This window comes from Cumulibacter manganitolerans, from assembly GCF_009602465.1.
GTDB classification, from domain to species: Bacteria; Actinomycetota; Actinomycetes; order Mycobacteriales; family Antricoccaceae; genus Cumulibacter; species Cumulibacter manganitolerans.
The window spans coordinates 48,138-69,766 of record NZ_WBKP01000008.1 but is presented as its reverse complement, the minus strand read 5'-3'; the positions used below and the strand labels follow the sequence as shown (position 1 = coordinate 69,766).

The following is a 21,629-nucleotide window of genomic DNA, read 5'->3' as shown; positions in this document are numbered from 1 at the left end:
GTGCGCATGCCCACCGCTCCCCCTGTCGCGATCATCGGCCTCGGCCTCATCGGCGGCTCGCTGGCGCTGCGGTTGCGCGCGGCCGGGAGCGAGGTGTGGGCGCACGACACCTCGGCCGAGACACTGGAAGCGGCGGGCGTGCACGACATCCGGCCGTTCCCGGGGCTCGAGGGCATGCTCGCCGCGCTCCCGGACGGGTCGCTCGTCGTGGTCGCCACCCCGCTCGAGGACGCCGTCGCGCTGATGCCGGTGCTCGCCTTGCTGACCGATGATCAGGTCACCATCACCGACGTGGTGTCGGTCAAGTCCGCCGTGCTGGAGGCGGCCCGCGCGGCGGGCCTTGCCGACCGGTACGTCGGCGCCCACCCGATGGCCGGCACCACCGAGTCGGGATTCGCCGCGGCCGGCGCCGACCTGCTGCGCGAGGCGACCTGGGTGGTCGCCCTGGAGGACGACACCGACCTGGACCGCTGGGTGCAGGTCTGCCGCCTCGCGCTCGGCGCGGGCGGCCGCGTCGTACCCACGGACGCGGAATGGCACGACCACGCCGCGGCCTGGATCAGCCACCTGCCGCACGTGCTCGCCGAGGTGCTCGCGGCAAACGTGGAGCCGCGCGGGCTGGCCGGCGCGCTGGCCGCAGGTTCCTACCGCGACGCGACGCGGGTGGCGGGCACCCGGCCCGAGCTGGTCGCCGCGATGCTCAACGGCAACCGCCGGATGCTCACCGAGGTGCTCGAGAGCTTCCTCGATCAGCTCGAGCAGGCCACCGTCGCCGTCCGCGACGGGTCGGTCGCCGACCTGGTCGCGCGCGGCTACGAGCACCGCCGGCAGTGGCAGGCTCGTCGCGACGGCTCCGCGTCCACGACCCCGGTCAGGATCCCCCTCGGCGATCCCGGCGCGCGGCAGCGGCTGCGGGAGGTCGGGGCCGCCGGCGGTTTCATCGTTTCGCATGAGGACGGCGCGGTCACTGCACTAGCCTGAACCGCAAGGTTCGACCCGCCGCACTGCCGCGCGGCGATCCGCACGCCGACCGACAAGTGAGGCAGCATGGAATTCAACAGCGACGCCCGCGTCGATACCTCGCAGATCGAGGACGCCCGCGGCCGCGGCGGTGGAGGCGGCGGAGGCGGCTTCGGGCTGCCGGGCGGAATCCCGCTGCCGACCGGCGCCGGGGGCAACATGGGCTGCCTGGGCGTCGTCGGCATCATCATCTTCCTCGCGATCCAGTTCTTCACCAGCGGCAGCGGCGGCACCGGCGGCGGGTTCGACCCCCAGGGTGGCAACGGCGTGTCCACGCAGAACCTCAGCGCGGGCGACACCGGAGCCGACATCCAGTCGTGCAACACCGACCCGAACTTCCTCAAGCGTGACGACTGCCGGCTCGCGCTGATCATCAACAGCGTCAACGCGTTCTGGACGCAGTACCTGCCGCAGGCCACGCCGCAGAAGGTGCAGTACCGCACCGCCGTGACCCAGCTCTACACCCAGGGCACGCAGACCGGCTGCGGGCAGGCGACGTCCGCGGTCGGACCCTTCTACTGCCCGAACGACGAGAAGGCGTACATCGACATGTCGTTCTTCTCCAACGAGCTGCAGCAGCTGGGTGCGACCAATACGGAGTTCGTGCAGGCGTACGTCGTGGCGCACGAGTACGGCCACCACATCCAGAACATCCTCGGGATCCTGCAGCAGGGTCAGCAGATGGACCAGTCCGGCCCGAGCTCGGGCGCCGTCCGCATCGAGCTGATGGCCGACTGCCTCGCCGGCGTCTGGGCCAACCACGCCACCGGGACGACGGACTCCTCCGGCGTGAAGATCATCAAGTCGATCAGCGACCAGGACATCCAGTCCGGGCTGGACGCCGCGACGAAGATCGGCGACGACCACATCCAGCAGCAGACGCAGGGCCAGGTCAATCCGGAATCGTTCACCCACGGCACCTCGAAGCAGCGCTACAACTGGTTCAAGAAGGGCATCGACACCGGCGAGCTCGGCCAGTGCGACACCTTCTCCGGCGGCATCTAGCCACTCTCCATCCGAAAGGATCGCCATGAACGCCGTCCGCAGCTACGTCGCCGAGTTCATCGGAACCGCCGTCCTGATGATCGGCGGTGTCGGCACCGCGGTGCTCGCCGGCCACAACGTCGGTCCCGTCGGCGTCGCGCTGGGCTTCGGGCTGACGCTGATCTTCCTGGTCTACGCGATCGGCCCGATCTCCGGCTGCCACGTCAACCCGGCCGTGACCCTCGGCCTGCTGGTCACCGGCAAGATCGCGCTGCTGGACGCCGTCGCGTACGTGATCGCGCAGCTGCTCGGCGCGATCGCCGGCGCGGCGGTGATCTTCGGGATCGCGCAGGGCAACCCGTCGTACAGCCGAGCGGCCGACGGTCTGGCCGCGAACGGGTGGGGCACGCACAGCCCCGAGGGCTTCAGCATGTCCTCGGCGTTCGGCACCGAGGTCGCGTTGACCTTCCTGCTGGTGTTCGTGGTGCTGGCCGCGACCGACCGGATCGGGACGGCGGCGCTCGCCGGTCTGGCGATCGGCGTGACCATGACCGTCTGCTACCTCGTCGGGATTCCGGTCGACGGGGCGTCGGTCAACCCGGCCCGCTCCCTGGGATCCGCGGTGCTCGCCGGCGGCGGGTCCCTCGGCCAGCTCTGGTTGTTCCTGGTGGCGCCCGCCATCGGCGGCGTCGTGGGGGCGCTGGTCTACAACCTGGTCTTCGGACAGGATCCCGTCGGCTACGAGGGCGAGCTGAACGTCGACGGCCGCCCCGACGGCGACCCGCTCGACCGGACCCCCGGGACGCGGGACGACCTCGTCGCCGGGCACGCCGATCGCGCGGGCCGGCCGGAGCCGGGCCCCGGCGTCGTCTGACGCCGCACCCTCCCCGAGACAGCAGAAGGGCCTCGTGACCGAGTCACGAGGCCCTTCTGTCGCTGCGCGCTCAAAGGGATTCGAACCCCTGACCTTCGGTTCCGTAGACCGACGCTCTATCCAGCTGAGCTATGAGCGCATCCGCGATTTCTCGCGAAGTGCGTTACCCAGTATGACACACTCGGCGCACCCACCGAGCCGGTGGTGGCGAAGTGCACACAGGCAACTGCGGCGGAGGATGCGGGATTTGAACCCGCGAGGGACGAGTAGCCCCAACCGCATTAGCAGTGCGGCGCCATAGACCGGACTAGGCGAATCCTCCACGCCGACATCCGAGGACGTCCGCGACGCTCAAGAGTACAGTGCGCCGGTCGAGGGTCGCAAAGCGGACCGGCGGGGTCGGGCGGCTCAGCGGAGCAGCTGGTATCCCACGAATGCGCAGATGTCGAGCAGCCAGTGGGCCGCCACGAGCGGCAGCACCCTGCCGCGCTTGTGGAACCACCAGGCGAACACCGCACCCATGACGCAGTTGCCGAGGAACCCACCGAATCCCTGGTACAGGTGGTACGACCCGCGCAGCAGCGCGGAGGCCGCGATCACCCACCCGAGGGGCCAGCCGACCTGCCGCAGCCGGGTCATCAGGAACCCGACCACGACGACCTCCTCGAGCACGGCATTCTGCAGCGCGCTGAGCACGAGCACCGGGACGGTCCACCAGTACGCCGACAGCCCGCTCGGCGCGACGGTCGTGTTGACCCCGAGGTGCTGGGCGAGGAAGTAGAAGCCGAGACCCGGGATCCCGATCAGCGCCGCGAGCGCCGCGCCCCATCCGGCGTCCGCGGCGGCGCGCCGTCCGTCGGGGACGTCGAGGCCCAGACGCTCGCGCGCCGGTACCGCGCCGCCGTCGCGGGAGAGGAGATAGAGCGCGAGCGCGACCGGGACGAGCGCGAACCCGATGCCCAGCAGCTGGTAGGTGAGGTCGAGCAACGGGCGCACGGACCGGGACTCGTTCAGCGTGGTCGTCTGCTGGGACAGCGGCGTCGACTCGGTCAGCTTGGCGACGATGCTGACGATCGAGTAGACGGCCGACTGGCCGAGGGAGAGGCCGAGCACCAACCAGACCTCACGCCGGTAGCCCCGCACGTCCAAGTCGGCTCCTTCACGCGAATCTGCGGTGGATGCGTGCACGCTATCGCGCCGATAGCGTGCACTGATCCACCGCAGATGCGTGGTGGCGGAGGGTAAGGGATTTGAACCCTTGAGGAGTCTCCCCCTGCGCGCTTTCAAGGCGCGTGCACTCGGCCACTATGCGAACCCTCCAGGCGTGCCGCTCCAGTTTCGCACGCGACGGCAGCGCCGCCGCACCGGTCCCGAACGCGACGATGCCCCGCGGCAACCGCGGGGCATCGTCGCGTTCGAGTGGTGCCGGGCAGCGGATCCCCGCCCGATCGGCTACTTGCCGAGGACCTCGTCGGTGCACTTCTTGTCGATGGCTTTCATCTCGTCGACGTCGTCGTCGCTGCCCTTGGCGTCCTTGCCGTCGTCGACCAGGTTGTTCAGGCCGGTGCGCGAGATCTTGTCGACCATCTCCGGCGCGGCGCAGTCGGCGTAGGCCTGAGCCTGCTCCGTCGTCGCCCCCTGCTTGGTCATGATCTTCACCACGGCATCATGCACCTCGGACTCGCTGGGCTTGCTGCATCCGGTCAACGCGAGGCGGGGGCGCAGCACAGCACAGCGGCGGCGAGCTTCTTCATACGCATGCGTGAGGTCTTCTTTCGTTGTGGGGTCTCGCCCGGTCCCTGAAGGCGCCGAGCCGGGCTTAACGCAGGTCATCCTAGCCTTTGAGGAGGTTGAGAAGCCGGGTAGCGCGCGGCGGCCTCTCGGGATGAACCGACGCATCGGACGACCGATCGGCTCCGCGGTCGCCCGAATGCTCGCCCGGCGGATCCGGCGTTCACCCCGTTGCATAGCCTGACCGGCATGCCAGTCATGTCCGCCGCAGAGTTCAACGCCAAGTCGCAGGGCCGCTTCCCCGGCCACATCGGCTACCAGGCGACCGAGAGCACCAAGGGCCGCGCCGTCGCCCATTTCACGATCGAGCCGCACCACCTCGCACCCAACGGCTACCTGCACGCCGGGTCCGTCGTGACGCTCGCCGACACGGCCTGCGGCATGGGCGCCCGCGGCGTCCTGCCCGACGGCGCGACGGGCTTCACCACCATCGAGCTGAAGAGCAACCACCTCTCCACCGCCCGCGAGGGGACCGTCGAGGTGGTCGCGACCGCCATCCATGCCGGGCGCACCACGCAGGTGTGGGACGCCGTGGTCACGCACGTCGACACCGGGCGCAAGCTCGCGCTGTTCCGCTGCACCCAGGCGGTGCTCTGGTCGTAGGGTCGCGGGGGCACCGACCCCGCCGGATCTCCGGCCACCTAACATCGAGGGCACTTTTCCCGATCGATCGAGGTGCTCACCGTGGTGTACAAGTCGACCTACCCGGACATCGAGATTCCCTACTGCACCGTCGCCGAGATGGCGCTTCGCAAGGCGGCCTCGATTCCGGACAAGGTGGCGCTCGTCGATGCGACGTCGGGCGACAAGCTGACCTACGGCCAGCTCAAGGCGCACGCCGAGCGCGTCGCCGCGTGGCTGGCCGAAGAGGGCTTCGTCAAGGGTGACCGCGTGATGCTGTGGGCGCCCAACACGATCTGGTACCCGGTGCTGTTCCACGGCGTCACGATGGCCGGCTGCGTCGCGACCACCGCCAACTCGCTGTACACGCCCGAGGAGATCGCCCACCAGCTGAAGGACTCCGGCGCCCGGGCGATCGTCACGATCGCCGCGTTCCTGGACCGCGCCAAGGCCGCCCACGCGCTGCAGCCGGTGGACCGCATCGTCGTGCTGGACGGCGCGGAGGACTATCCGGACCTGCAGACGATCCTCAGCAGCACCGCTCCGCTGCCCACCGTGGAGATCGACCCCTCGGTCGATCTCGCCGTCCTGCCGTACTCCTCGGGCACGACCGGGCTGCCGAAGGGCGTCATGCTGACGCACGAGAACCTCGTCGCGAACGTGGCGCAGTGCGAGGTGATGATGAGCGCCATGGGCGAGGACGCCGTCGTGCTCGCGGTGCTGCCGTTCTTCCACATCTACGGCCTGACCGTCCTGATGAACCTCACGCTGGCCCAGGGCGCCGAGGTCGTGACGATGCCACGCTTCGACCTCGAGGGCTTCCTGCAGGCGATCCAGGACCACAAGGTCACGAAGGTGTACGTCGCCCCGCCGATCCTGGTGGCGCTGGCCAAGCACCCGGTCGTCGATCGCTACGACCTGTCGTCGCTGCGGTCGATCACCTCCGGTGCCGCACCGCTGGATGAGGCGCTCGCGCTCGCCGTCGAGGCGCGGCTCGGTGTGCCGGTCATGCAGGGCTTCGGCATGACCGAGCTGTCGCCGGTCTCGCACACCGTGCCCGACGCGCTCGCCGGCGAGCTGCCGCGCGGCTCAGTGGGCGTCTCGCTGCCCAACATCCAGTGCCGCCTCGTGGACGTCGAGACCGGCAAGGACGCCGAGCAGGGCGCCGAGGGCGAGCTGTGGATCAAGGGCCCGAACGTGATGGTCGGCTACTTGAACAACGAGGCCGCCACCGCCGAGACCATCGTGGACGGCGGGTGGCTGCGCACCGGCGACATCGCGTCGTACGACCCCCAGAACGGCGTCTACGTGATCACCGACCGGCTCAAGGAGCTCATCAAGTACAAGGGCTACCAGGTCGCGCCGGCCGAGCTCGAGGCCGTGCTGCTGACCCACGACGACATCACCGACAGCGCCGTCATCGGCGTGCCCGACGAGGAAGGCGGCGAGGCGCCCAAGGCGTTCGTCGTACGGCGCCCGGGCGCAACCATCACCGAGGACGAGATCAAGACCTGGATCGCCGGCATCGTCGCGCCGCACAAGAAGATCAGGCACGTCGAGTTCGTCGACGAGGTGCCCAAGTCGTCATCCGGCAAGATCCTCCGCAAGGACCTGCGCTCTCGCGGCTAGCCCTCGGGCGCCGTCCGCGCAGCGCTCGTAGCATGGGCAACGTGAGCTCCGAGCGCAGGTCTCTGCTGCGGCTGCTGCTGGTCGCGGCCGCGCTCGCCCTGTTCTCGATGCACGGGCCGGTGTTCGCGTCTCCCGCGGCGGCGCACCCGTCGTCTGCCGCGGCGGCGGACCCGTCGCATCCTGCAGCGGCGCACCCCTCGCCTCATGCAGCGGCCGCCGCGGCGCTACCGGCCCCGGGTCCGGCGGCGACCGACGCGTCGGGGATGCCGCAGGACCACGATCATGGCGCCCACCTGCTGCATCTGTGCCTCGCGATCCTCGTCGCGCTGGTCTGCTGGGCGACGGCGTGGCTGCTCATCGCGACACCGGCGTGGTTCGACGCGCGCCGCGGCGCTTGCCGCCTCCGCGGCTCGCCGTCCGCGCGCCCTCCGCCGTACGGCGCCGACCTGCTGACCCGCCTGAGCGTGAGCCTGACCTGAGCGGTGCGTGACTCGCACCCGTTCGGCACGCACACACTCAGGAGAGAACCCCATGAAGAAGTACCTGGCGGCCGTGGCCGCCCTCATCGCCCTGCTCGCCACCGCGGCCTGCGGCTCGGCCGACAGCTCCGCGTCACGCAGCGGCGACCACAACCAGCAGGACGTCATGTTCGCGGTGATGATGATCCCGCACCACCAGCAGGCGGTCGAGATGGCCGAGATGGTCGAGGACCGCGGAGCCGGCACCGAGCTCGCGCAGCTGGCGAAGAACATCAAGACCGCCCAGCAGCCCGAGATCGACAAGATGACCGGCTGGCTGAAGGCCTGGGACGAGAACGTCCCGTCGTCCGGATCGGCGATGGGCGACCACGCGGGCCACGCCGGCATGGGCGGGATGATGACCGACGAGCAGATGGGCCAGCTGGACGCCGCCGCCGGCCCCGCTTTCGAGCAGCTGTGGCTGGAGATGATGATCGAGCACCACGAGGGCGCGATCGACATGGCGAAGGCGCAGAAGTCGGGCGGCCAGTACCCCGCCGCGCTGTCCATGGCCGACGACATCATCGGCGGCCAGGAGAAGGAGATCGCGCAGATGAAGAAGATGCTCGGCCAGTAACGCGTCGTAGCGGTGCGCAGGCCGGCCCGGGCGGTGCCCTCCCGGGCCGGTCGGCCGGACGCTGTGCGCCCGGAGCCGCCGAAGACGACGACCGGCCCGCGACTAGGGTGGTTTTCATGAAGGCAATCGTGGTGCATGAGCCAGGCGGTCCCGAGGCGCTGACCTGGGACGACGCTCCGGACCCGGTGTGCGCTCCCGACGAGGTCGTCGTGCGGATCGCGGCGGCCGGCGTCAACCGCGCCGACGTGATGCAGCGGATGGGGCACTACCCGCCGCCGAAGGGCATCACCGACATCATCGGGCTGGAGGTCTCGGGCACGATCACCGAGGTGGGCGGCGAGGTCACCGAATGGCAGCCGGGCGACGAGGTCTGCGCGCTGCTGGCCGGCGGCGGATACGCCGAGCAGGTGAACGTGCCGGCCGTCCAGCTGCTGCCCATCCCGCACGGTGTCGGCCTGGTGGACGCCGCGGGGCTGACCGAGGTCGCCTGCACGGTCTGGTCCAACCTGTGGGCCCCGTTCTCGACGTCCCGCCTACAGGAGGGCGAGACCCTTCTGGTGCACGGCGGGTCCTCGGGCATCGGCACGATGGCGATCCAGATCGCCGTCGCCAAGGGCAACCCGGTCATCGTGACCGTCGGCTCGCCCGAGAAGGCGGCCTACTGCCGGCAGCTCGGCGCACAGACGATCAACTACAGGACCGAGGACTTCGTCGAGCGGTCGCGCGAGCTGACCGACGGTCGCGGCGTCGACGTCATTCTGGACAACATGGGCGCGAAGTACCTGGATCGCAACATCGACGCGGTCGCGCCGGACGGCCGGATCGTGACCATCGGCATGCAGGGTGGCAACACCGCGGAGCTGAAGATCGCCAAGATGCTCGGCAAGCGGGTCACCTACACGGCCACGGGTCTGCGGGGCCGGCCGGTGCACGGGCCGCACGGCAAGGCGGCCGTCGTGGCCGGGGTGCTGGAGGATGTGTGGCCGATGATCAGCAGCGGCGAGGTCAAGCCGATCATCGACAGCACGGTGCCGATGAGCCAGGCACCGGTGGCACACGAACGCATCGAGTCCTCCCAGCACATCGGCAAGATCCTTCTGACGAACTAGAACCGCTACAGATTGGCGACCCGGCGACATGCCTGACGAGACCCAGTTCGAAGACAGCAACCGCCCCGAGCAGAACGGCGCCGCGGAGCACGCGCAGGCCGGTCGCGAGCGGGCCGACGGGGTACCGCACACGCGGCGCGTGGTCGTGGTCGGTCCGGACGGCCAGCCGTTGGGGCAGGCGGAGATCGCGGCCGACGAGTCCGACGAGGAGAACGGCCACAAGTCGGTCACCGACATGGTCGAGCAGCCCGCCAAGGTGATGCGCATCGGCACCATGGTCAAGCAGCTGCTGGAGGAGGTGCGCAACGCACCGCTCGACGACGCCTCCCGGCAGCGGCTGAAGGAGATCTACCAGCGCTCCATCAGCGAGCTCGAGGACGGACTCGCGCCGGAGCTCCAGGAGGAGCTCAACCGGCTCTCGCTGCCGTTCACCGACGAGACCACGCCGACGGACGCCGAGCTGCGGATCGCCCAGGCCCAGCTCGTCGGCTGGCTCGAGGGGCTCTTCCACGGGATCCAGACCGCGCTCTTCGCGCAGCAGATGGCCTCGCGCGTGGCCCTCGAGCAGATGCGCGGCGGCGGCGGACCGGCCGCGCTCCCGGCGGGGATGGCGATCCCGCCGCAGGGACCCGGCCGTCCCGACGCGGACGGGCACGGCTCCGGCCAGTACCTATAGGTCGGGGCACCGCTCCGCAGCCTTACATCGGACCTGTGCTCAGCCATCGGAGGGCGGTTCGGACGTCGGACCGACCAGTCCCACCTCTGTGCCCGGCCCCACTACCCGGGCGCGGTCCCGACCCGGGCGCGGCTACTTGATGAGCGACTCGAGGTAGGCGGCGGTGCCGTCCTCCTCTATGTGCCCGATCAGCACGTCGGCGCGGGCCTTGGCCGCGTCGTTGCCGTTGGCCGGGACGACGGCGGTGCCGGCCCACTCGAGCATCTCGAGGTCGTTGGTCATGTCGCCCATGCACACGACGTCCTGGGCGGGGACGCCCCAGCGGTGCGCCAGCGCGGCGCAGGCGCTGGCCTTCGTCACGCCGAGCGCGGTCATCTCGACCAGCCCACTGCCTTCGCTCGACCAGGCGACCTCGACGCGCCCCTCGGCGATCTCCGCGAGCCGCGCACCGATCTCACTGCTGCTCAGCTCGCGGTTCACCGCCCAGATCTTCGCGGCCGGGAACATCCCGAACTCGTCCAGGTGCAGCGCCTGCTGCCCGAAGTCGAACACCTCGACCTGCCGCGGCTCCGAGTACATGGCCCTCGGGTTCGGCGTGATCCGCGACAGCCCGAGGTGCAGGTCGGGGTACTGCGCGGCGATCTCGCTGGCCATCTCGCCGACGACCATCGCCTCGATCAGCTCGCAGGCCAGCACCTGGTCGTTGCCGGCGTCGTAGGTGAGCGCGCCGTTGTCGCAGATCGCGATGCCGTCGTAGCCGTGCTCGAGCACCGGCGCCAGCAGCCCGGCCGCGCGCCCGGTGGCGACGGCGAACCGGATTCCTGCGGCGCGGACGGCCTGGATCGCGGCCCAGGTGCGATCGGAGACCCGACCGCGGTCGGCGATCGTTCCGTCGATGTCGCTGATGATGAGCGCCGGCCGGCTCACGACGCGCCCCGATCGAGGCGATGCAGGACCGGCGGCGGTCCGGCCGGCAGCGCGGGCCGATAGCCGGGGAACAGCTGGGCGATGTATCGGGAGATGCCGTGGTCGCAGGCGGCCGGCGCGACGTCGTCGGCCGCGGCGAGGACGTCGGGATGCGCGTCGGCCATCGCGACCGCCCGCCCCGACCACTCGAACATCGGCAGGTCGTTGGGCATGTCGCCGAAGCACAGCACGTCCTCGTGCGCGATGCCGAACCGGTCGCAGATGTACTTCACGCCGGCGGCCTTGCTCACGTACGGCGGCGAGATCTCGACGAAGCCGATGCCCGAGTGCGTCACGTAGGCGACGTCCTCGGGGACGAACGACTTGATCAGCGCGACCAGATCGTCGATCGGGTAGGTCTGCGACTCGACGAAGACCTTCAGCACCTCGGGCGCGATGACGTCGTCGGCGTCGACGCTGACCGACTCGTCCATCGAGTACGGCCACACGAAGCCGTGCTGCAGGCGAAGCGGCTCGGAGAAGTCCGCGCCGTCCTCGGCGCCGATCCGCACGTCGTCGACGTGCTCGCGCACCTGGTCGAGGATGCTCATCGCCAGCTCGCCGCTCATGGCGGCGCGATGGATCAGTGTGCGGCCGTCGTACACGATGCCGCCCTGTCCCATGATCAGCAGCCCGCCCTCGCCGATCTCGGCGCGGGTGAGGTCGAGCAGCCGCGGACCCCGTCCGGTGACCGGAACGACCGGTATCCCGTGGCTCTCCAGCCAGTCGCGGGTATGCCGGTGCCCGGGCGACAGCCCGTGACCGTGGCAGATGTAGGTGCCGTCGAGATCCGTCGCGACGAGCTTGGGTTGCCAGCCGGGCTCCCGCGCCGGCTTCTTGTGCCGGTGCATTACTTCGCAGATATCTCTTCGATGCCGCCGAGGAACGGGCGCAGCGCCTCCGGGATGCGGACCGAGCCGTCGGCCTGCTGGTGCGCGTCGAGCAGCGCGGCGATCGTGCGGGTGACCGCGCACAGGGTGCCGTTCAGGGTGGCGGCGATCTGCGGCTTGCCGTTCTCGTCGCGGTAGCGGATGCCGAGCCGCCGGGCCTGGTACGTCGTGCAGTTGGACGTCGAGGTCAGCTCGCGATAGCGCTGCTGGGAGGGGAACCAGACCTCGCAGTCGAACTTCCGGGCCGCGGACGAGCCCAGGTCGCCGGCCGCGACGTCGATCACCCGGAACGGCAGCTCGAGCTTGCCGAGGAACTCCTTCTCCCACTCCAGCAGCCTGCGGTGCTCGGCCGCCGCGTCCTCCGGCTTGCAGTAGGTGAACATCTCGACCTTGTCGAACCAGTGGACGCGGAACACGCCCTTGGTGTCCTTGCCGTACGAGCCGGCCTCGCGGCGGAAGCAGGACGAGAACCCGGCGTACCGCGTCGGGCCGGCCGACAGGTCGATGATCTCCCCGGAATGGAACCCGGCGAGCGCGACCTCCGACGTCCCGACGAGGTAGAGGTCGTCGGCCTCGAGGTGGTAGACCTCGTCGGCGTGCGCGCCGAGGAAACCGGTGCCCTCCATGGCGTCGGGGCGCACCAGCGCCGGCGCAATGATCGGCGTGAAGCCGTACGACGCGGCCTGCGCCATGGCCATGTTGACCAGCGCGAGCTCGAGCTGCGCGCCGATGCCGGTCAGGAAGTAGAAGCGGGACCCGCTCACCTTGGCGCCACGGGCGAGGTCGAAGACCCCCAGGGCCTCGCCGATCTCGTCGTGGTCCTTGGGCGTGAAGCCGAGCCGCGGGATCTGGCCGACCTTCTCCAGCTCGACGAAGTCGTCCTCGCCGCCGGCGGGCACACCGTCGAGCACGACGTTGTGCACCGCGGCGTGCGCCTCGCGCAGGTCGACCTCCGCCTGGGCGGCGGCCGCCTCCGCAGCCTTCACCTCGCCGGCGAGCTCCTTGGCGCGTTCCAGCAGCGCGGGCCGCTCCTCGGGCGAAGCCTTCTTGACCGCCTGCCCGGCCTGCTTCTGCTCGGCACGCAACGACTCGAAGGCCGACAGCGCGGTACGGCGCGCCTCGTCGGCGTCCCGCAGCTCGTCGGCGGTCGCGGGGTCGAGGCCGCGGGCCTGCTGGCTGGCGCGCACCTTCTCGAGGTCGTCGCGTACTTCCCGAAGATCGATCACGGTTCCGAGTCTATCGACGTACGCCGGGCGACAGCCGCCCCGAGGGCGGGCGTCCACGTACCCTGTGCGGGTGAAGTTTCTCAACGACCTGACCCCGACGCACGACCTCACCTACAGCGACGTGTTCATGGTGCCGTCGCGCTCGTCGGTGTACTCGCGCATGGACGTCGACCTGACGACCCCGGACCGCGTCGGCACCACGATCCCGATCGCGGTGGCGAACATGACGGCCGTCGCCGGACGCCGGATGGCCGAGACGGTCGCCCGCCGCGGCGCGATCGCGATCCTCCCGCAGGACATCACCCTCGATGCGGTCCGCGACATGGTCGGCGAGGTCAAGTCGAGCCACCCGGTCTTCGAGACTCCGGTGACCGTCACCCCGCAGGACGCCGTCGCGACGGTGCTGTCTCTGCTGGGCAAGCGCGCGCACGGCGCGGCGGTCGTCCTCGACGGCGGCAAGCCGGTCGGCATCGTGACCGAGACCGACTGCGCGGGCGTCGACCGCTTCACGCTCGTCTCCGAGGTGATGACGACGAACATCGTGACCGTCGACAAGGATGCCCACCTCGGTGCGGCGTTCGACACGATGACCGAGCGGCACCTCGGCCTGGTGCCGGTGCTGGACGGCGACCAGCTCGCCGGCGTGCTCACCCGCAAGGGCGTGCTGCGCTCGGCGATCTATCAGCCGGCCCTGGACGCGCACGGCCGCCTCATGGTCGGCGGCGCGATCGGCATCAACGGCGACGTGCGCGCGAAGGCCGACGCACTGCTCGCCGCCGGCGTCGACGTGCTCGTCGTCGACACCGCGCACGGCCACCAGGACAAGATGCTCGAGGCGCTCCCGCTGGTGGTCGACGCCCGCGACGACCTGGAGAACCGGACCGGGCGGCACATCCAGATCGTGGCCGGGAACGTGGTCTCCCCGGAGGGGGTCGGCGACCTCGTCGACGCGGGCGCGGACATCCTCAAGGTCGGCGTCGGTCCCGGCGCCATGTGCACCACCCGCATGATGACCGGCGTCGGTCGCCCACAGTTCTCCGCCGTCCTCGAGTGTGCCGAGGCGGCGCGCGATCTCGGCGCGCACGTCTGGGCGGACGGCGGCGTGAAGTACCCGCGCGACGTCGCTCTCGGGCTGGCGGCCGGCGCGGCGAGCGTCATGGTCGGTTCGTGGTTCGCCGGCACCTACGAGTCGGCGGGCGATCTCGTGATCGACCCCGACGGCCGTCCGTACAAGGAGAGCTTCGGGATGGCCTCGGCCCGCGCGGTGCGTCACCGGACGAAGGACCAGTCGGCCTTCGACCGGGCCCGGTCGGCGCTGTTCGAGGAAGGCATCAGCCACTCGCGGATGTACCTCGACCCGCTGCGCCCCGGCGTGGAGGATCTGCTCGACTCGATCATCGCCGGCGTCCGGTCGTCGTTCACCTACGCCGGCGCGCGATCGATCGCGGAGTTCCAGGAGCGCGCGGTCGTGGGCCTGCAGAGCAGCGCGGGGTACGACGAGGGACGGCCGCGCGACACGTCCTGGTAGCCGCGATGATGGCGATGGGCCGCCGACGCTTCGATCGGCTGGTCAGCGAGGCGCTCGACGAGATTCCGCCGGATCTGACGGCACGCATGGACAACGTCGTCATCCAGGTCGCCGACCGCAACCCCGACGAGGCGACGCTCCTCGGTCTCTACGAAGGGATCGCCCTCACCGAACGCCTCGACGACTACACCGGCGTCCTGCCGGACACGATCTGGATCTACCGCGACGCCATCTTGGAGATCTGCGACACGCCCGATGACGTGCGGGAGGAGGTGCGGATCACCGTTGTGCACGAGATCGCGCACCACTTCGGCATCGATGACGATCGGCTGCACGAGCTAGGATGGGGATGAGGGCGCGGCGCAGATCACTGGCCGCGTCTCTCCTTCGTAACGATTGACCAACCGTACGGCTACGAAATCCGGGCGATCCGGCACTTGCGGCCATCGGTGGTTACATCGACAGGTCGCCTGCCCGGGACCGGGCGGCGACATGCAGTACGCCGCAGCACCTGTTCGACGGCGTCCTCGCGTCACACCCGCGACCGAGGACCGGTTCCGTCGGAGTGCCGGCGCCGCTGCCTGACGACTCGAGCCCAGTGGTCGTGGTCTGCCGCGAGGCGGACTCACCTCGGCCGGGTTACGAGCGTCGGACGTGCCCATGAGCGAGAGGTGAGAAGTGGCGAAACTGAGCGCCAAGAACGTTTACAAGATATTCGGGCGACGAGAGACCGAGACCGTTCGGCGGCTGCAGGACGGCGCGAGCCCGAGCGAGGTCAAGAGCCTCGGCACGCCGGCCGTCATCGACGCCAGCTTCGATGTCGACGAGGGCGAGATCTTCGTCGTCATGGGCCTGTCGGGCTCCGGCAAGTCGACGCTGATCCGCACCCTGAACGGGCTGTGGAAGCCGTCCGCCGGCAAGGTGGAGATCGACGGCGTCGATCTGGCCAGGGCGAGCGACTCCGAGCTGCGCAGGATCCGGCAGGACAAGGTGTCGATGGTCTTCCAGCACTTCGCGCTGATGCCGCATCGCACCGTCCTCGAGAATGCGGCGTACGCGCTCGAGGTGAAGGGCGTGCCGGCGGCCGAGCGCAGGGCGACCGCGGAGCACTGGCTGTCGGTCGTGGGGCTCGACGGCTGGGGCGAGAAGCTGCCCAGCCAGCTCTCCGGAGGCATGCAGCAGCGCGTCGGGCTGGCCCGCGCCCTCGCGGCCGAGACCGACGTACTGCTGATGGACGAGGCGTTCTCCGCCCTCGACCCGCTGATCCGCCGCGAGATGCAGGACCAGCTGATCGAGCTGCAGAGCACCCTGGGCAAGACCATCGTGTTCATCACCCACGACCTCAACGAGGCGATGTACGTCGGCGACCGCATCGCGGTCATGCGCGACGGACGCATCGTGCAGATCGGCACTGCAGAAGAGATCCTGACCGATCCCGCCAACGACTACGTCGCGCAGTTCGTGCAGGACGTCGATCGCACTCGCGTGCTTACCGCGCGCTCCGTGATGGAGAAGCCGGTGAGCGTCGTGCCCTCCACGTTCGGGCCCCGCGGTGCGCTGGAGCAGATGCGCAAGACGCAGTCTGCCGGCGCTCTGGTGGTGTCTCGCGACCGCACCCTGCTCGGCTACGTGAGCGACGACGACGCGATCACCGCTGTCAAAGCGAAGGCGGATCGGCTCGATGACTACCTGCGCACCGAGCAGCTGCGCACGGTGCTGCCGGACACGCCGCTGTCGGAGCTGTTCGCGCCGGCGTCCTCGTCGCCCATTCCGCTGGCCGTCGTCGACGAGCGGCGTCGGCTGCTGGGTGTGATCCCCCGCATCGCGATCCTGGCATCGCTCGGCCAGATGTCCGACAACGCCGACATGCACGCCGTCGACGACCTCGGCAGGCCGTTCGAGAGCGCGCCCGGCGCGTTGACCACAGGGGCAATCCCCGTCCAGCGTGAGACGAGCGCCGCCGGCCTGGCCGCCGCGGCACCCAAGGAGGGCTCCTGATGGATTTCCTGAACCCCCGAATCCCCGTCGGCACGTGGGCCGAAGACGTCCTCGACTGGATGACCGAGCACCTCGGCTGGCTGTTCGACTTCGTGAAGCTGGTGCTGACCGGCTTCTACGACGCGCTGTACTTCGTGCTCGGCAAGCCGGTCTACCTGGTCGTCATCGCGGCGTTCGCCGCCTTGGCCTGGTGGGTCAGCGGCTGGAAGCTCGCGCTGTTCACCGTGGTCGGTCTGTACCTGATCCGCGCCTTCGACCAGTGGGACAACGCGATGAGCACCATCGCGCTGGTGCTGGTCGCGGTCGTCATCGCCTTGGCTCTGGCGATCCCGATCGGCATCTGGGCGGCCCGCTCGACGAGCGTCTCGCGCGTCGTCAAGCCGGTGCTGGATCTCATGCAGACGCTACCGGCGCTGGTCTACCTCGTCCCGGCGATCACGATCTTCTCGGTCGGTGTGGCGCCGGGCGCCATCGCGACGCTCATCTTCGCCATGCCACCCGGCGTGCGGCTCACCGAGCTCGCCATCCGCGGCGTCGACAAGGAGGTCGTCGAGGCCGGCAACGCGTTCGGCGCGACGCACGGACGCATCCTCCGGCAGATCCAGCTGCCGCTGGCGTTGCCGACCATCATGGCCGGCGTCAACCAGGTGATCATGCTGGCGCTGTCGATGGTCGTGCTGGCCGGCATGGCCGGCGCCGGTGGCCTCGGCGGCGACGTGACCGCGTCCCTGGCGTCCCTCGACGTCCCGCTCGGCATCGAGGCCGGACTCGCGGTGGTCATCATCGCGATCTTCCTCGACCGGCTCAGCAACTCGCTGGGCACCCGGTCGTCGTACCTCAACAAGCTGGAGAAGGCCAACGCCTGATCCGACCACGCGACTCATACGCACGTAGTTCTAGATGGCAACGCTCAGGGCGTTGTCGAACGAGAGGAGACAGAAGTTGTTCAACCGAACGAAGGTACTGGCGAGCCTCGCCACCGCGGCCACGCTGGCACTGACCGGGTGCGGCGCCAGCAACTCTGGCGGCGGGTCCGACTCGTCCGAGGGATCGGGCAAGGACGCCGCGGCCAGCAAGTGGGCCGACTGCGACATGCACGACGGCGTCGCCGACGTCTCGTCGGTCTCCGGTCAGGACGAGGACAAGAACGTCACCATCGGCGCGTTCAACGGCTGGGACGAGTCGTTCGCCACCGCCCACCTGCTCAAGGCGGTGCTCGAGCAGGACGGCTACACCGTCGACATCAAGGCGTTCGACGCCGCGCCCGGGTTCACCGCGGTAGCGCAGGGGGACGTCGACTTCCTGACCGACGGCTGGCTGCCGGTCACGCACGCCGACTACCTCGACAAGTACGGCGACCAGCTCGACAGCCTCGGCTGCTGGTACGACAACGCCAAGCTCACCATCGCCGTCAACGAGGACTCGCCGGCGAAGTCCATCGCGGATCTGGCCGAGATGGGCGACGAGTACAACAACTCCATCGTCGGCATCGAGCCCGGAGCGGGGCTGACCAAGCAGACGAAGGAGAAGGCGATCCCCGAGTACGGGCTCGACAAGCTCAGCTTCACCACGTCGTCCACGCCGGCGATGCTCGCGGCCGTGAAGAAGTCTCAGGCGGACGGCAGCAACATCGCCGTCACGCTGTGGCGTCCGCACTGGGCGTACGACGCCTACCCGATGCGCGACCTGGAGGACCCGAAGGGCGCTATGGGCGGCAAGGAGATCATCTACTCGTTCGCCACGAAGGGCTACGAGAAGAAGAACCCGAAGGCCGCGCAGCTGGTGAAGAACCTCGTGCTGGACGACGAGAAGCTGTCGTCGCTGGAGAACATGATGTTCGGTGAGGACAACTTCGCCGGCAAGGACAACGACGCCGCCGTCCAGAAGTGGCTGTCGGAGAACCCGGACTTCGCCGGCCAGCTGAAGGCCGGCAAGCTCTAGTCTCTTCCGGGCGTCGCATTCTGCGGGGCAGCGGGGCACGCTATCGGCTCGATAGCGTCTCTCGCTGCCCCGCAGATTGTCATATGGTCGGTCAATGCGTACCGATCCGATGCCGAAGATCCCGCGGCAGCTGCCCAAGTGGAGCGACCTGCAGCCGCTGCTCGGCTTCCGCTCCCCCGATCTGCACCCGAACCGCCGCCGGCTCGCGCGGGCGGCCACCATCGGCGACCTGCGCACGCTGGCCAAACGGCGTACGCCGCGGTCGGTGTTCGACTACACCGACGGCTCGGCCGAGGACGAGTCGTCGCTGCGGCGCTCCCGCGAGCTGTGGGAGTCGGTCGAGCTGAACGCGAACGTGCTGCGCGACATCTCCCGGGTCGATCTGAGCACGACGATTCTCGGCGAGCAGTCCGCGATGCCGCTCGCGCTCGCCCCGACCGGTTTCACCCGGATGATGCACTACCAGGGTGAGACCGCCGTCGGGCACGAGGCCAACAACGCCGGGATCCCCTACGCGCTGTCCACGATGGGCACCACCTCCATCGAGGAGGTCGCCCGGCTGACCCCCGACATACCGCGCTACTTCCAGCTGTACGTGTGGAACGACCGGGCTGCGAGCACCGAGCTGATCAACCGGGCGAGCGCCGCCGGCTACTCGTCGCTGCTGCTGACGGTGGACACGGCCGTCGCCGGCGCGCGGCTGCGCGACGTCCGCAACGGGCTGACCATCCCGCCGCAGCTGACGCCGAAGACGTTCGCCGACATGGCGCTGCACCCCGCGTGGTGGGGTAACCTGCTGACCACCGCGCCCCTCGAGTTCGCGTCGCTGAAGAACTGGGAGGGCACCGTCGCGGACATGATCAACCACATGTTCGACCCGACGGTCTCCTTCAAGGACGTCGAGTGGCTGCGGTCGGTGTGGCCCGGCAAGCTCGTCATCAAGGGCATCCAGAGCGTCGAGGACGCCAAGCGGTCCTTCGACGTCGGTGCGGACGGGATCATCCTGTCCAACCACGGCGGCCGGCAGCTCGGCCGCGCCCGGCCCCCGCTGCGGCTGCTGCCGGAGGCCCGCGCGTCGCTGGGCGACGACAAGGAGATCTTCATCGACGGCGGCATCATGAGCGGCAGCGACGTGGTGGCCGGTGTCGCCGCGGGCGCGGACGCGGTGTTCATCGGGCGCGCCTACCTCTACGGCCTGATGGCCGGCGGGAATCTCGGCGTCCGCCGCGCGCTGCAGATCCTGCGCACCGAGATCGTGCGCACGATGCAGCTCCTCGGCGTCTCGAAGGTGTCCGACCTGGGGCCGCAGCACGTCCGTATCCCGTAGCCGGACGGCGGTACCCTCGTCGGGTGACCGAGAACGCCAAGCTGCCGATCATGATGCTGCACGACCGACTCCTGGTGAAGGAGGCCGGCGACGAGGGCGACCGGCGATCCTCGGGCGGCATCCTGATCCCCGCGACGGCGCAGGTCGCCAAGCGGCTGCGCTGGGGGAAGGTGCTCGGGGCCGGGCCGTCGGTACGCAACGTGAAGGTCGACGACCGCGTGCTGTACGCCGAGGACGACCAGCACGAGGTCGAGATCAACGCGGAGACCTACGTGATCCTGCGTGAGCGCGACGTGCACGCGGTCGCCGCCGAGCGCGTCGACGTCTCGACCGGCCTGTACCTGTAGGCCGCCGCTAGAGGATGCCGCCCTCGTCGGGCGGGGCGCTGGCCGGGTCCAGACCGGCCCACGAGACGATCCGCGGACGCTCGCTCCGGTCGCGCGGTACGTCGATCTCGATCAGCGAGGTGTTGGGCAGCAGGTTCCGGAACGCGAACTCGAGGCTGACTCCGTCCGCCCATCGCTGGACGGCCGTGCGCAGGCAGAGCCCGTGCGCGACCGCCAGCACCGCGTCGTCGGAGTCGCCGTGCCGCTCCCGCAGCCGGTCGAGGTCGGCGGTCATCCGGCGCACGACCTCGGTGCCGGACTCGCCGCCGGGACGCGCGAAGTTCAGCCGCTCGCGCATGTTCCACTCGGTCGCCAGCTCGTCCATGAGGTCGTACGCCTCGACGTCGCTGCGCTCGGCCAGGTCGCCCAGGTGCACCTCGTGCAGGCCCGGCAGCTCGGTCATCTGCAGGCCGAGCAGGGCGCCCAGCGGGGCGGCGGTCTGCCTGGTGCGCACCATGCGGGAGTGATAGATCGCACGGACCCCGTGCCCGTCGAGCCGCTCGGCCAGCGCGACCGCCTGCTCGCGTCCGAGCTCGCTGAGATCCGGGCCCGGGATGGCGCAGGCGATGACGTGCTCGCGGTTCGCCTCGCTCTGGGCGTGGCGGGCCAAGTACAGCTTCACCGGCGGGCCCCGTGCTCGCGGGTGCTCGCCAGCCAGCGGGCGGCGTCGGCGAACGCGGCGTCGCGGGCCTGCTCCGGCAACGCGCCGTTGGCGCGGTCCGCCCGCGGGTAGGAGCCGATGAAGCGCACCTCCGCGCAGATGCGAAAGAGGGCGGCGAGCGCGTCGCCGACGCGCGGGTCGGCGATGTGCCCTTCGCACTCGAGGATGAAGTGGTACTCACCGATGCGCTCGCGCCACGGACGCGACTCGATGCGGGTGAGGTTGATCGAGCGGGCGGCCAGCTCGACGAGCACGCCACTGAGCGCGCCGGGCTGCTCCTGACGGATGTGCACGACGAAGGTCGTGCGGTCGTTGCCGGTCATCGCCGGGGGCGGCCCGGGGAGGGCAGCCACCACGAACCGGGTGACGGCGCCGGTCGTGTCCTCGACGCCGTCGGCCAGCACCGTCAGACCGTTGTTGGCGGCGGCGATCGACGCACACACCGCGGCGTCGTACTTTCCCTGTGCGACGAGGGATGCGGCCTCCGCGGTCGAGGCGGCGGTCACCACGTCGACGTCCGGCAGATGTGACCGGACCCAGCCGCGCACCTGGGCGTGTGCGTGCGGATGGCTGACCAGCGTGCGCAGCTCGTCGAGCTGCGCGCCGCGCGAGGCGACCACGAACGAGACGGGCAGGAAGACCTCGCGGACGATCTGCAGCGGCTCGCCCAGCACCAGCTCGTCGGTGGTGGTCGGCACCGGGCCCTCGACGGAGTTCTCCAGCGGCATCAGCCCGAAGGTCGCCGATCCGTCGCGGACGGCAGCCGCGACCGCCGGTACCCCGGAGCACGGCATCATCGGCGCTCCCTCGACCTCCGGGATGGTCAGCAGGGCCTGCTGCGCGAACGTTCCGGCGGGACCGAGATAGGCGTATGAGTCGGGCACTCCCCGAGGGTATCGGTAGCGCC

General features: G+C 70.0%; 23 protein-coding genes and 3 tRNA genes. 16 read left to right on the top strand and 10 right to left on the bottom strand.

Going from position 1 to position 21,629, the window contains the following annotated elements; genetic code table 11:
• Positions 1 to 6: 6 nt before the first annotated feature.
• The 3 genes from F8A92_RS04935 (at position 7) to F8A92_RS04925 (ending at position 2,878) form a co-directional block, all read left to right on the top strand.
• Positions 7 to 981 (top strand): prephenate dehydrogenase, encoded by a 975-nt coding sequence (locus F8A92_RS04935; RefSeq protein WP_153503902.1) that lies wholly within the window; start codon positions 7 to 9, stop codon positions 979 to 981.
• A gap of 66 nt (positions 982 to 1,047) precedes the next feature.
• Complete coding sequence (gene ypfJ, locus F8A92_RS04930) at positions 1,048 to 2,025, top strand: KPN_02809 family neutral zinc metallopeptidase (protein ID WP_153503900.1); 978 nt, start codon at positions 1,048 to 1,050, stop codon at positions 2,023 to 2,025.
• 25 nt (positions 2,026 to 2,050) lie between these two features.
• Complete coding sequence (locus tag F8A92_RS04925) at positions 2,051 to 2,878, top strand: aquaporin (protein WP_153503898.1); 828 nt, start codon at positions 2,051 to 2,053, stop codon at positions 2,876 to 2,878.
• 65 nt (positions 2,879 to 2,943) lie between these two features.
• On the opposite strand, the gene F8A92_RS04920 is transcribed toward F8A92_RS04925, so the two are convergent.
• The 5 genes from F8A92_RS04920 to F8A92_RS04900 all read right to left on the bottom strand — a co-directional run bounded on the left by F8A92_RS04920 (position 2,944) and on the right by F8A92_RS04900 (position 4,537).
• A tRNA-Arg gene (locus tag F8A92_RS04920) sits at positions 2,944 to 3,017 on the bottom strand.
• 93 nt (positions 3,018 to 3,110) lie between these two features.
• A tRNA-Ser gene (locus tag F8A92_RS04915) sits at positions 3,111 to 3,200 on the bottom strand.
• A gap of 86 nt (positions 3,201 to 3,286) precedes the next feature.
• Entirely contained in the window at positions 3,287 to 4,021 is a 735-nt protein-coding gene (locus tag F8A92_RS04910; protein ID WP_228389219.1) for a CPBP family intramembrane glutamic endopeptidase, read from the bottom strand.
• An 89-nt stretch (positions 4,022 to 4,110) separates the two neighbouring features.
• Positions 4,111 to 4,198: transfer RNA gene (locus F8A92_RS04905), tRNA-Ser, on the bottom strand.
• Between the two features lie 132 nt (positions 4,199 to 4,330).
• Positions 4,331 to 4,537 (bottom strand): hypothetical protein, encoded by a 207-nt coding sequence (locus F8A92_RS04900; protein ID WP_153503894.1) that lies wholly within the window; start codon positions 4,535 to 4,537, stop codon positions 4,331 to 4,333.
• 321 nt (positions 4,538 to 4,858) lie between these two features.
• On the opposite strand from F8A92_RS04900, the gene F8A92_RS04895 reads away from it, so the two are divergent.
• The 6 genes from F8A92_RS04895 to F8A92_RS04870 all read left to right on the top strand — a co-directional run bounded on the left by F8A92_RS04895 (position 4,859) and on the right by F8A92_RS04870 (position 9,799).
• On the top strand, positions 4,859 to 5,272 hold the full coding sequence (locus tag F8A92_RS04895; RefSeq protein WP_228389215.1) for a PaaI family thioesterase: 414 nt from the start codon (positions 4,859 to 4,861) through the stop codon (positions 5,270 to 5,272).
• A gap of 81 nt (positions 5,273 to 5,353) precedes the next feature.
• Positions 5,354 to 6,919, top strand: coding sequence for a 4-coumarate--CoA ligase family protein (locus F8A92_RS04890; RefSeq protein WP_153503892.1), 1,566 nt, complete (start codon positions 5,354 to 5,356; stop codon positions 6,917 to 6,919).
• 41 nt (positions 6,920 to 6,960) lie between these two features.
• Positions 6,961 to 7,398: a hypothetical protein gene (locus F8A92_RS04885; protein WP_153503890.1), complete on the top strand. Its 438-nt coding sequence runs from the start codon at positions 6,961 to 6,963 to the stop codon at positions 7,396 to 7,398.
• A 52-nt stretch (positions 7,399 to 7,450) separates the two neighbouring features.
• Positions 7,451 to 8,014 carry a DUF305 domain-containing protein gene (locus F8A92_RS04880; RefSeq protein ID WP_153503888.1) on the top strand — a complete coding sequence of 188 codons (564 nt, stop codon included), beginning with the start codon at positions 7,451 to 7,453 and terminating at the stop codon, positions 8,012 to 8,014.
• Between the two features lie 116 nt (positions 8,015 to 8,130).
• Positions 8,131 to 9,123: an NAD(P)H-quinone oxidoreductase gene (locus tag F8A92_RS04875; RefSeq protein WP_153503886.1), complete on the top strand. Its 993-nt coding sequence runs from the start codon at positions 8,131 to 8,133 to the stop codon at positions 9,121 to 9,123.
• Positions 9,124 to 9,151: 28 nt separating this feature from the next.
• Complete coding sequence (locus F8A92_RS04870; RefSeq protein ID WP_153503884.1) at positions 9,152 to 9,799, top strand: bacterial proteasome activator family protein; 648 nt, start codon at positions 9,152 to 9,154, stop codon at positions 9,797 to 9,799.
• Positions 9,800 to 9,931: 132 nt separating this feature from the next.
• Here the strand turns inward: F8A92_RS04870 and F8A92_RS04865 are convergent, their stop codons facing one another.
• From F8A92_RS04865 to serS, 3 genes are read right to left on the bottom strand one after another with little or no spacing between them, the layout of a single operon-like run.
• Positions 9,932 to 10,726, bottom strand: coding sequence for an HAD-IIB family hydrolase (locus tag F8A92_RS04865; protein ID WP_194291367.1), 795 nt, complete (start codon positions 10,724 to 10,726; stop codon positions 9,932 to 9,934).
• Positions 10,723 to 11,616 (bottom strand): HAD family hydrolase, encoded by an 894-nt coding sequence (locus tag F8A92_RS04860; protein WP_153503881.1) that lies wholly within the window; start codon positions 11,614 to 11,616, stop codon positions 10,723 to 10,725. Before F8A92_RS04860 ends, F8A92_RS04865 begins: the two co-directional genes overlap by 4 nt.
• Entirely contained in the window at positions 11,616 to 12,881 is a 1,266-nt protein-coding gene (serS, locus tag F8A92_RS04855; RefSeq protein ID WP_153503879.1) for a serine--tRNA ligase, read from the bottom strand. The genes F8A92_RS04860 and serS overlap by 1 nt, the downstream gene beginning before the upstream one ends.
• Before the next feature lie 70 nt (positions 12,882 to 12,951).
• Here serS and F8A92_RS04850 point away from each other — a divergent pair, with 70 nt between their 5' ends.
• From F8A92_RS04850 to F8A92_RS04820, 7 genes are all read left to right on the top strand, one after another.
• Entirely contained in the window at positions 12,952 to 14,409 is a 1,458-nt protein-coding gene (locus tag F8A92_RS04850) for a GuaB1 family IMP dehydrogenase-related protein (protein ID WP_153503877.1), read from the top strand.
• A gap of 14 nt (positions 14,410 to 14,423) precedes the next feature.
• Complete coding sequence (locus F8A92_RS04845) at positions 14,424 to 14,762, top strand: metallopeptidase family protein (RefSeq protein WP_194291366.1); 339 nt, start codon at positions 14,424 to 14,426, stop codon at positions 14,760 to 14,762.
• 325 nt (positions 14,763 to 15,087) lie between these two features.
• Complete coding sequence (locus F8A92_RS04840; protein WP_153503875.1) at positions 15,088 to 16,407, top strand: quaternary amine ABC transporter ATP-binding protein; 1,320 nt, start codon at positions 15,088 to 15,090, stop codon at positions 16,405 to 16,407.
• Complete coding sequence (locus F8A92_RS04835; protein ID WP_153503873.1) at positions 16,407 to 17,273, top strand: ABC transporter permease; 867 nt, start codon at positions 16,407 to 16,409, stop codon at positions 17,271 to 17,273. Before F8A92_RS04840 ends, F8A92_RS04835 begins: the two co-directional genes overlap by 1 nt.
• Before the next feature lie 76 nt (positions 17,274 to 17,349).
• Positions 17,350 to 18,348, top strand: coding sequence for a glycine betaine ABC transporter substrate-binding protein (locus F8A92_RS04830; RefSeq protein ID WP_228389214.1), 999 nt, complete (start codon positions 17,350 to 17,352; stop codon positions 18,346 to 18,348).
• Between the two features lie 94 nt (positions 18,349 to 18,442).
• Complete coding sequence (locus F8A92_RS04825; protein ID WP_228389213.1) at positions 18,443 to 19,675, top strand: alpha-hydroxy acid oxidase; 1,233 nt, start codon at positions 18,443 to 18,445, stop codon at positions 19,673 to 19,675.
• A gap of 23 nt (positions 19,676 to 19,698) precedes the next feature.
• Positions 19,699 to 20,022, top strand: a complete 324-nt coding sequence (locus F8A92_RS04820) for a GroES family chaperonin (protein WP_228389212.1) — start codon at positions 19,699 to 19,701, stop codon at positions 20,020 to 20,022.
• Positions 20,023 to 20,029: 7 nt separating this feature from the next.
• Here the strand turns inward: F8A92_RS04820 and F8A92_RS04815 are convergent, their stop codons facing one another.
• Positions 20,030 to 20,683 (bottom strand): histidine phosphatase family protein, encoded by a 654-nt coding sequence (locus F8A92_RS04815; protein WP_194291365.1) that lies wholly within the window; start codon positions 20,681 to 20,683, stop codon positions 20,030 to 20,032.
• Entirely contained in the window at positions 20,680 to 21,606 is a 927-nt protein-coding gene (gene pheA / locus F8A92_RS04810; protein ID WP_153503869.1) for a prephenate dehydratase, read from the bottom strand. The genes F8A92_RS04815 and pheA overlap by 4 nt, the downstream gene beginning before the upstream one ends.
• Positions 21,607 to 21,629 lie beyond the last annotated feature (23 nt).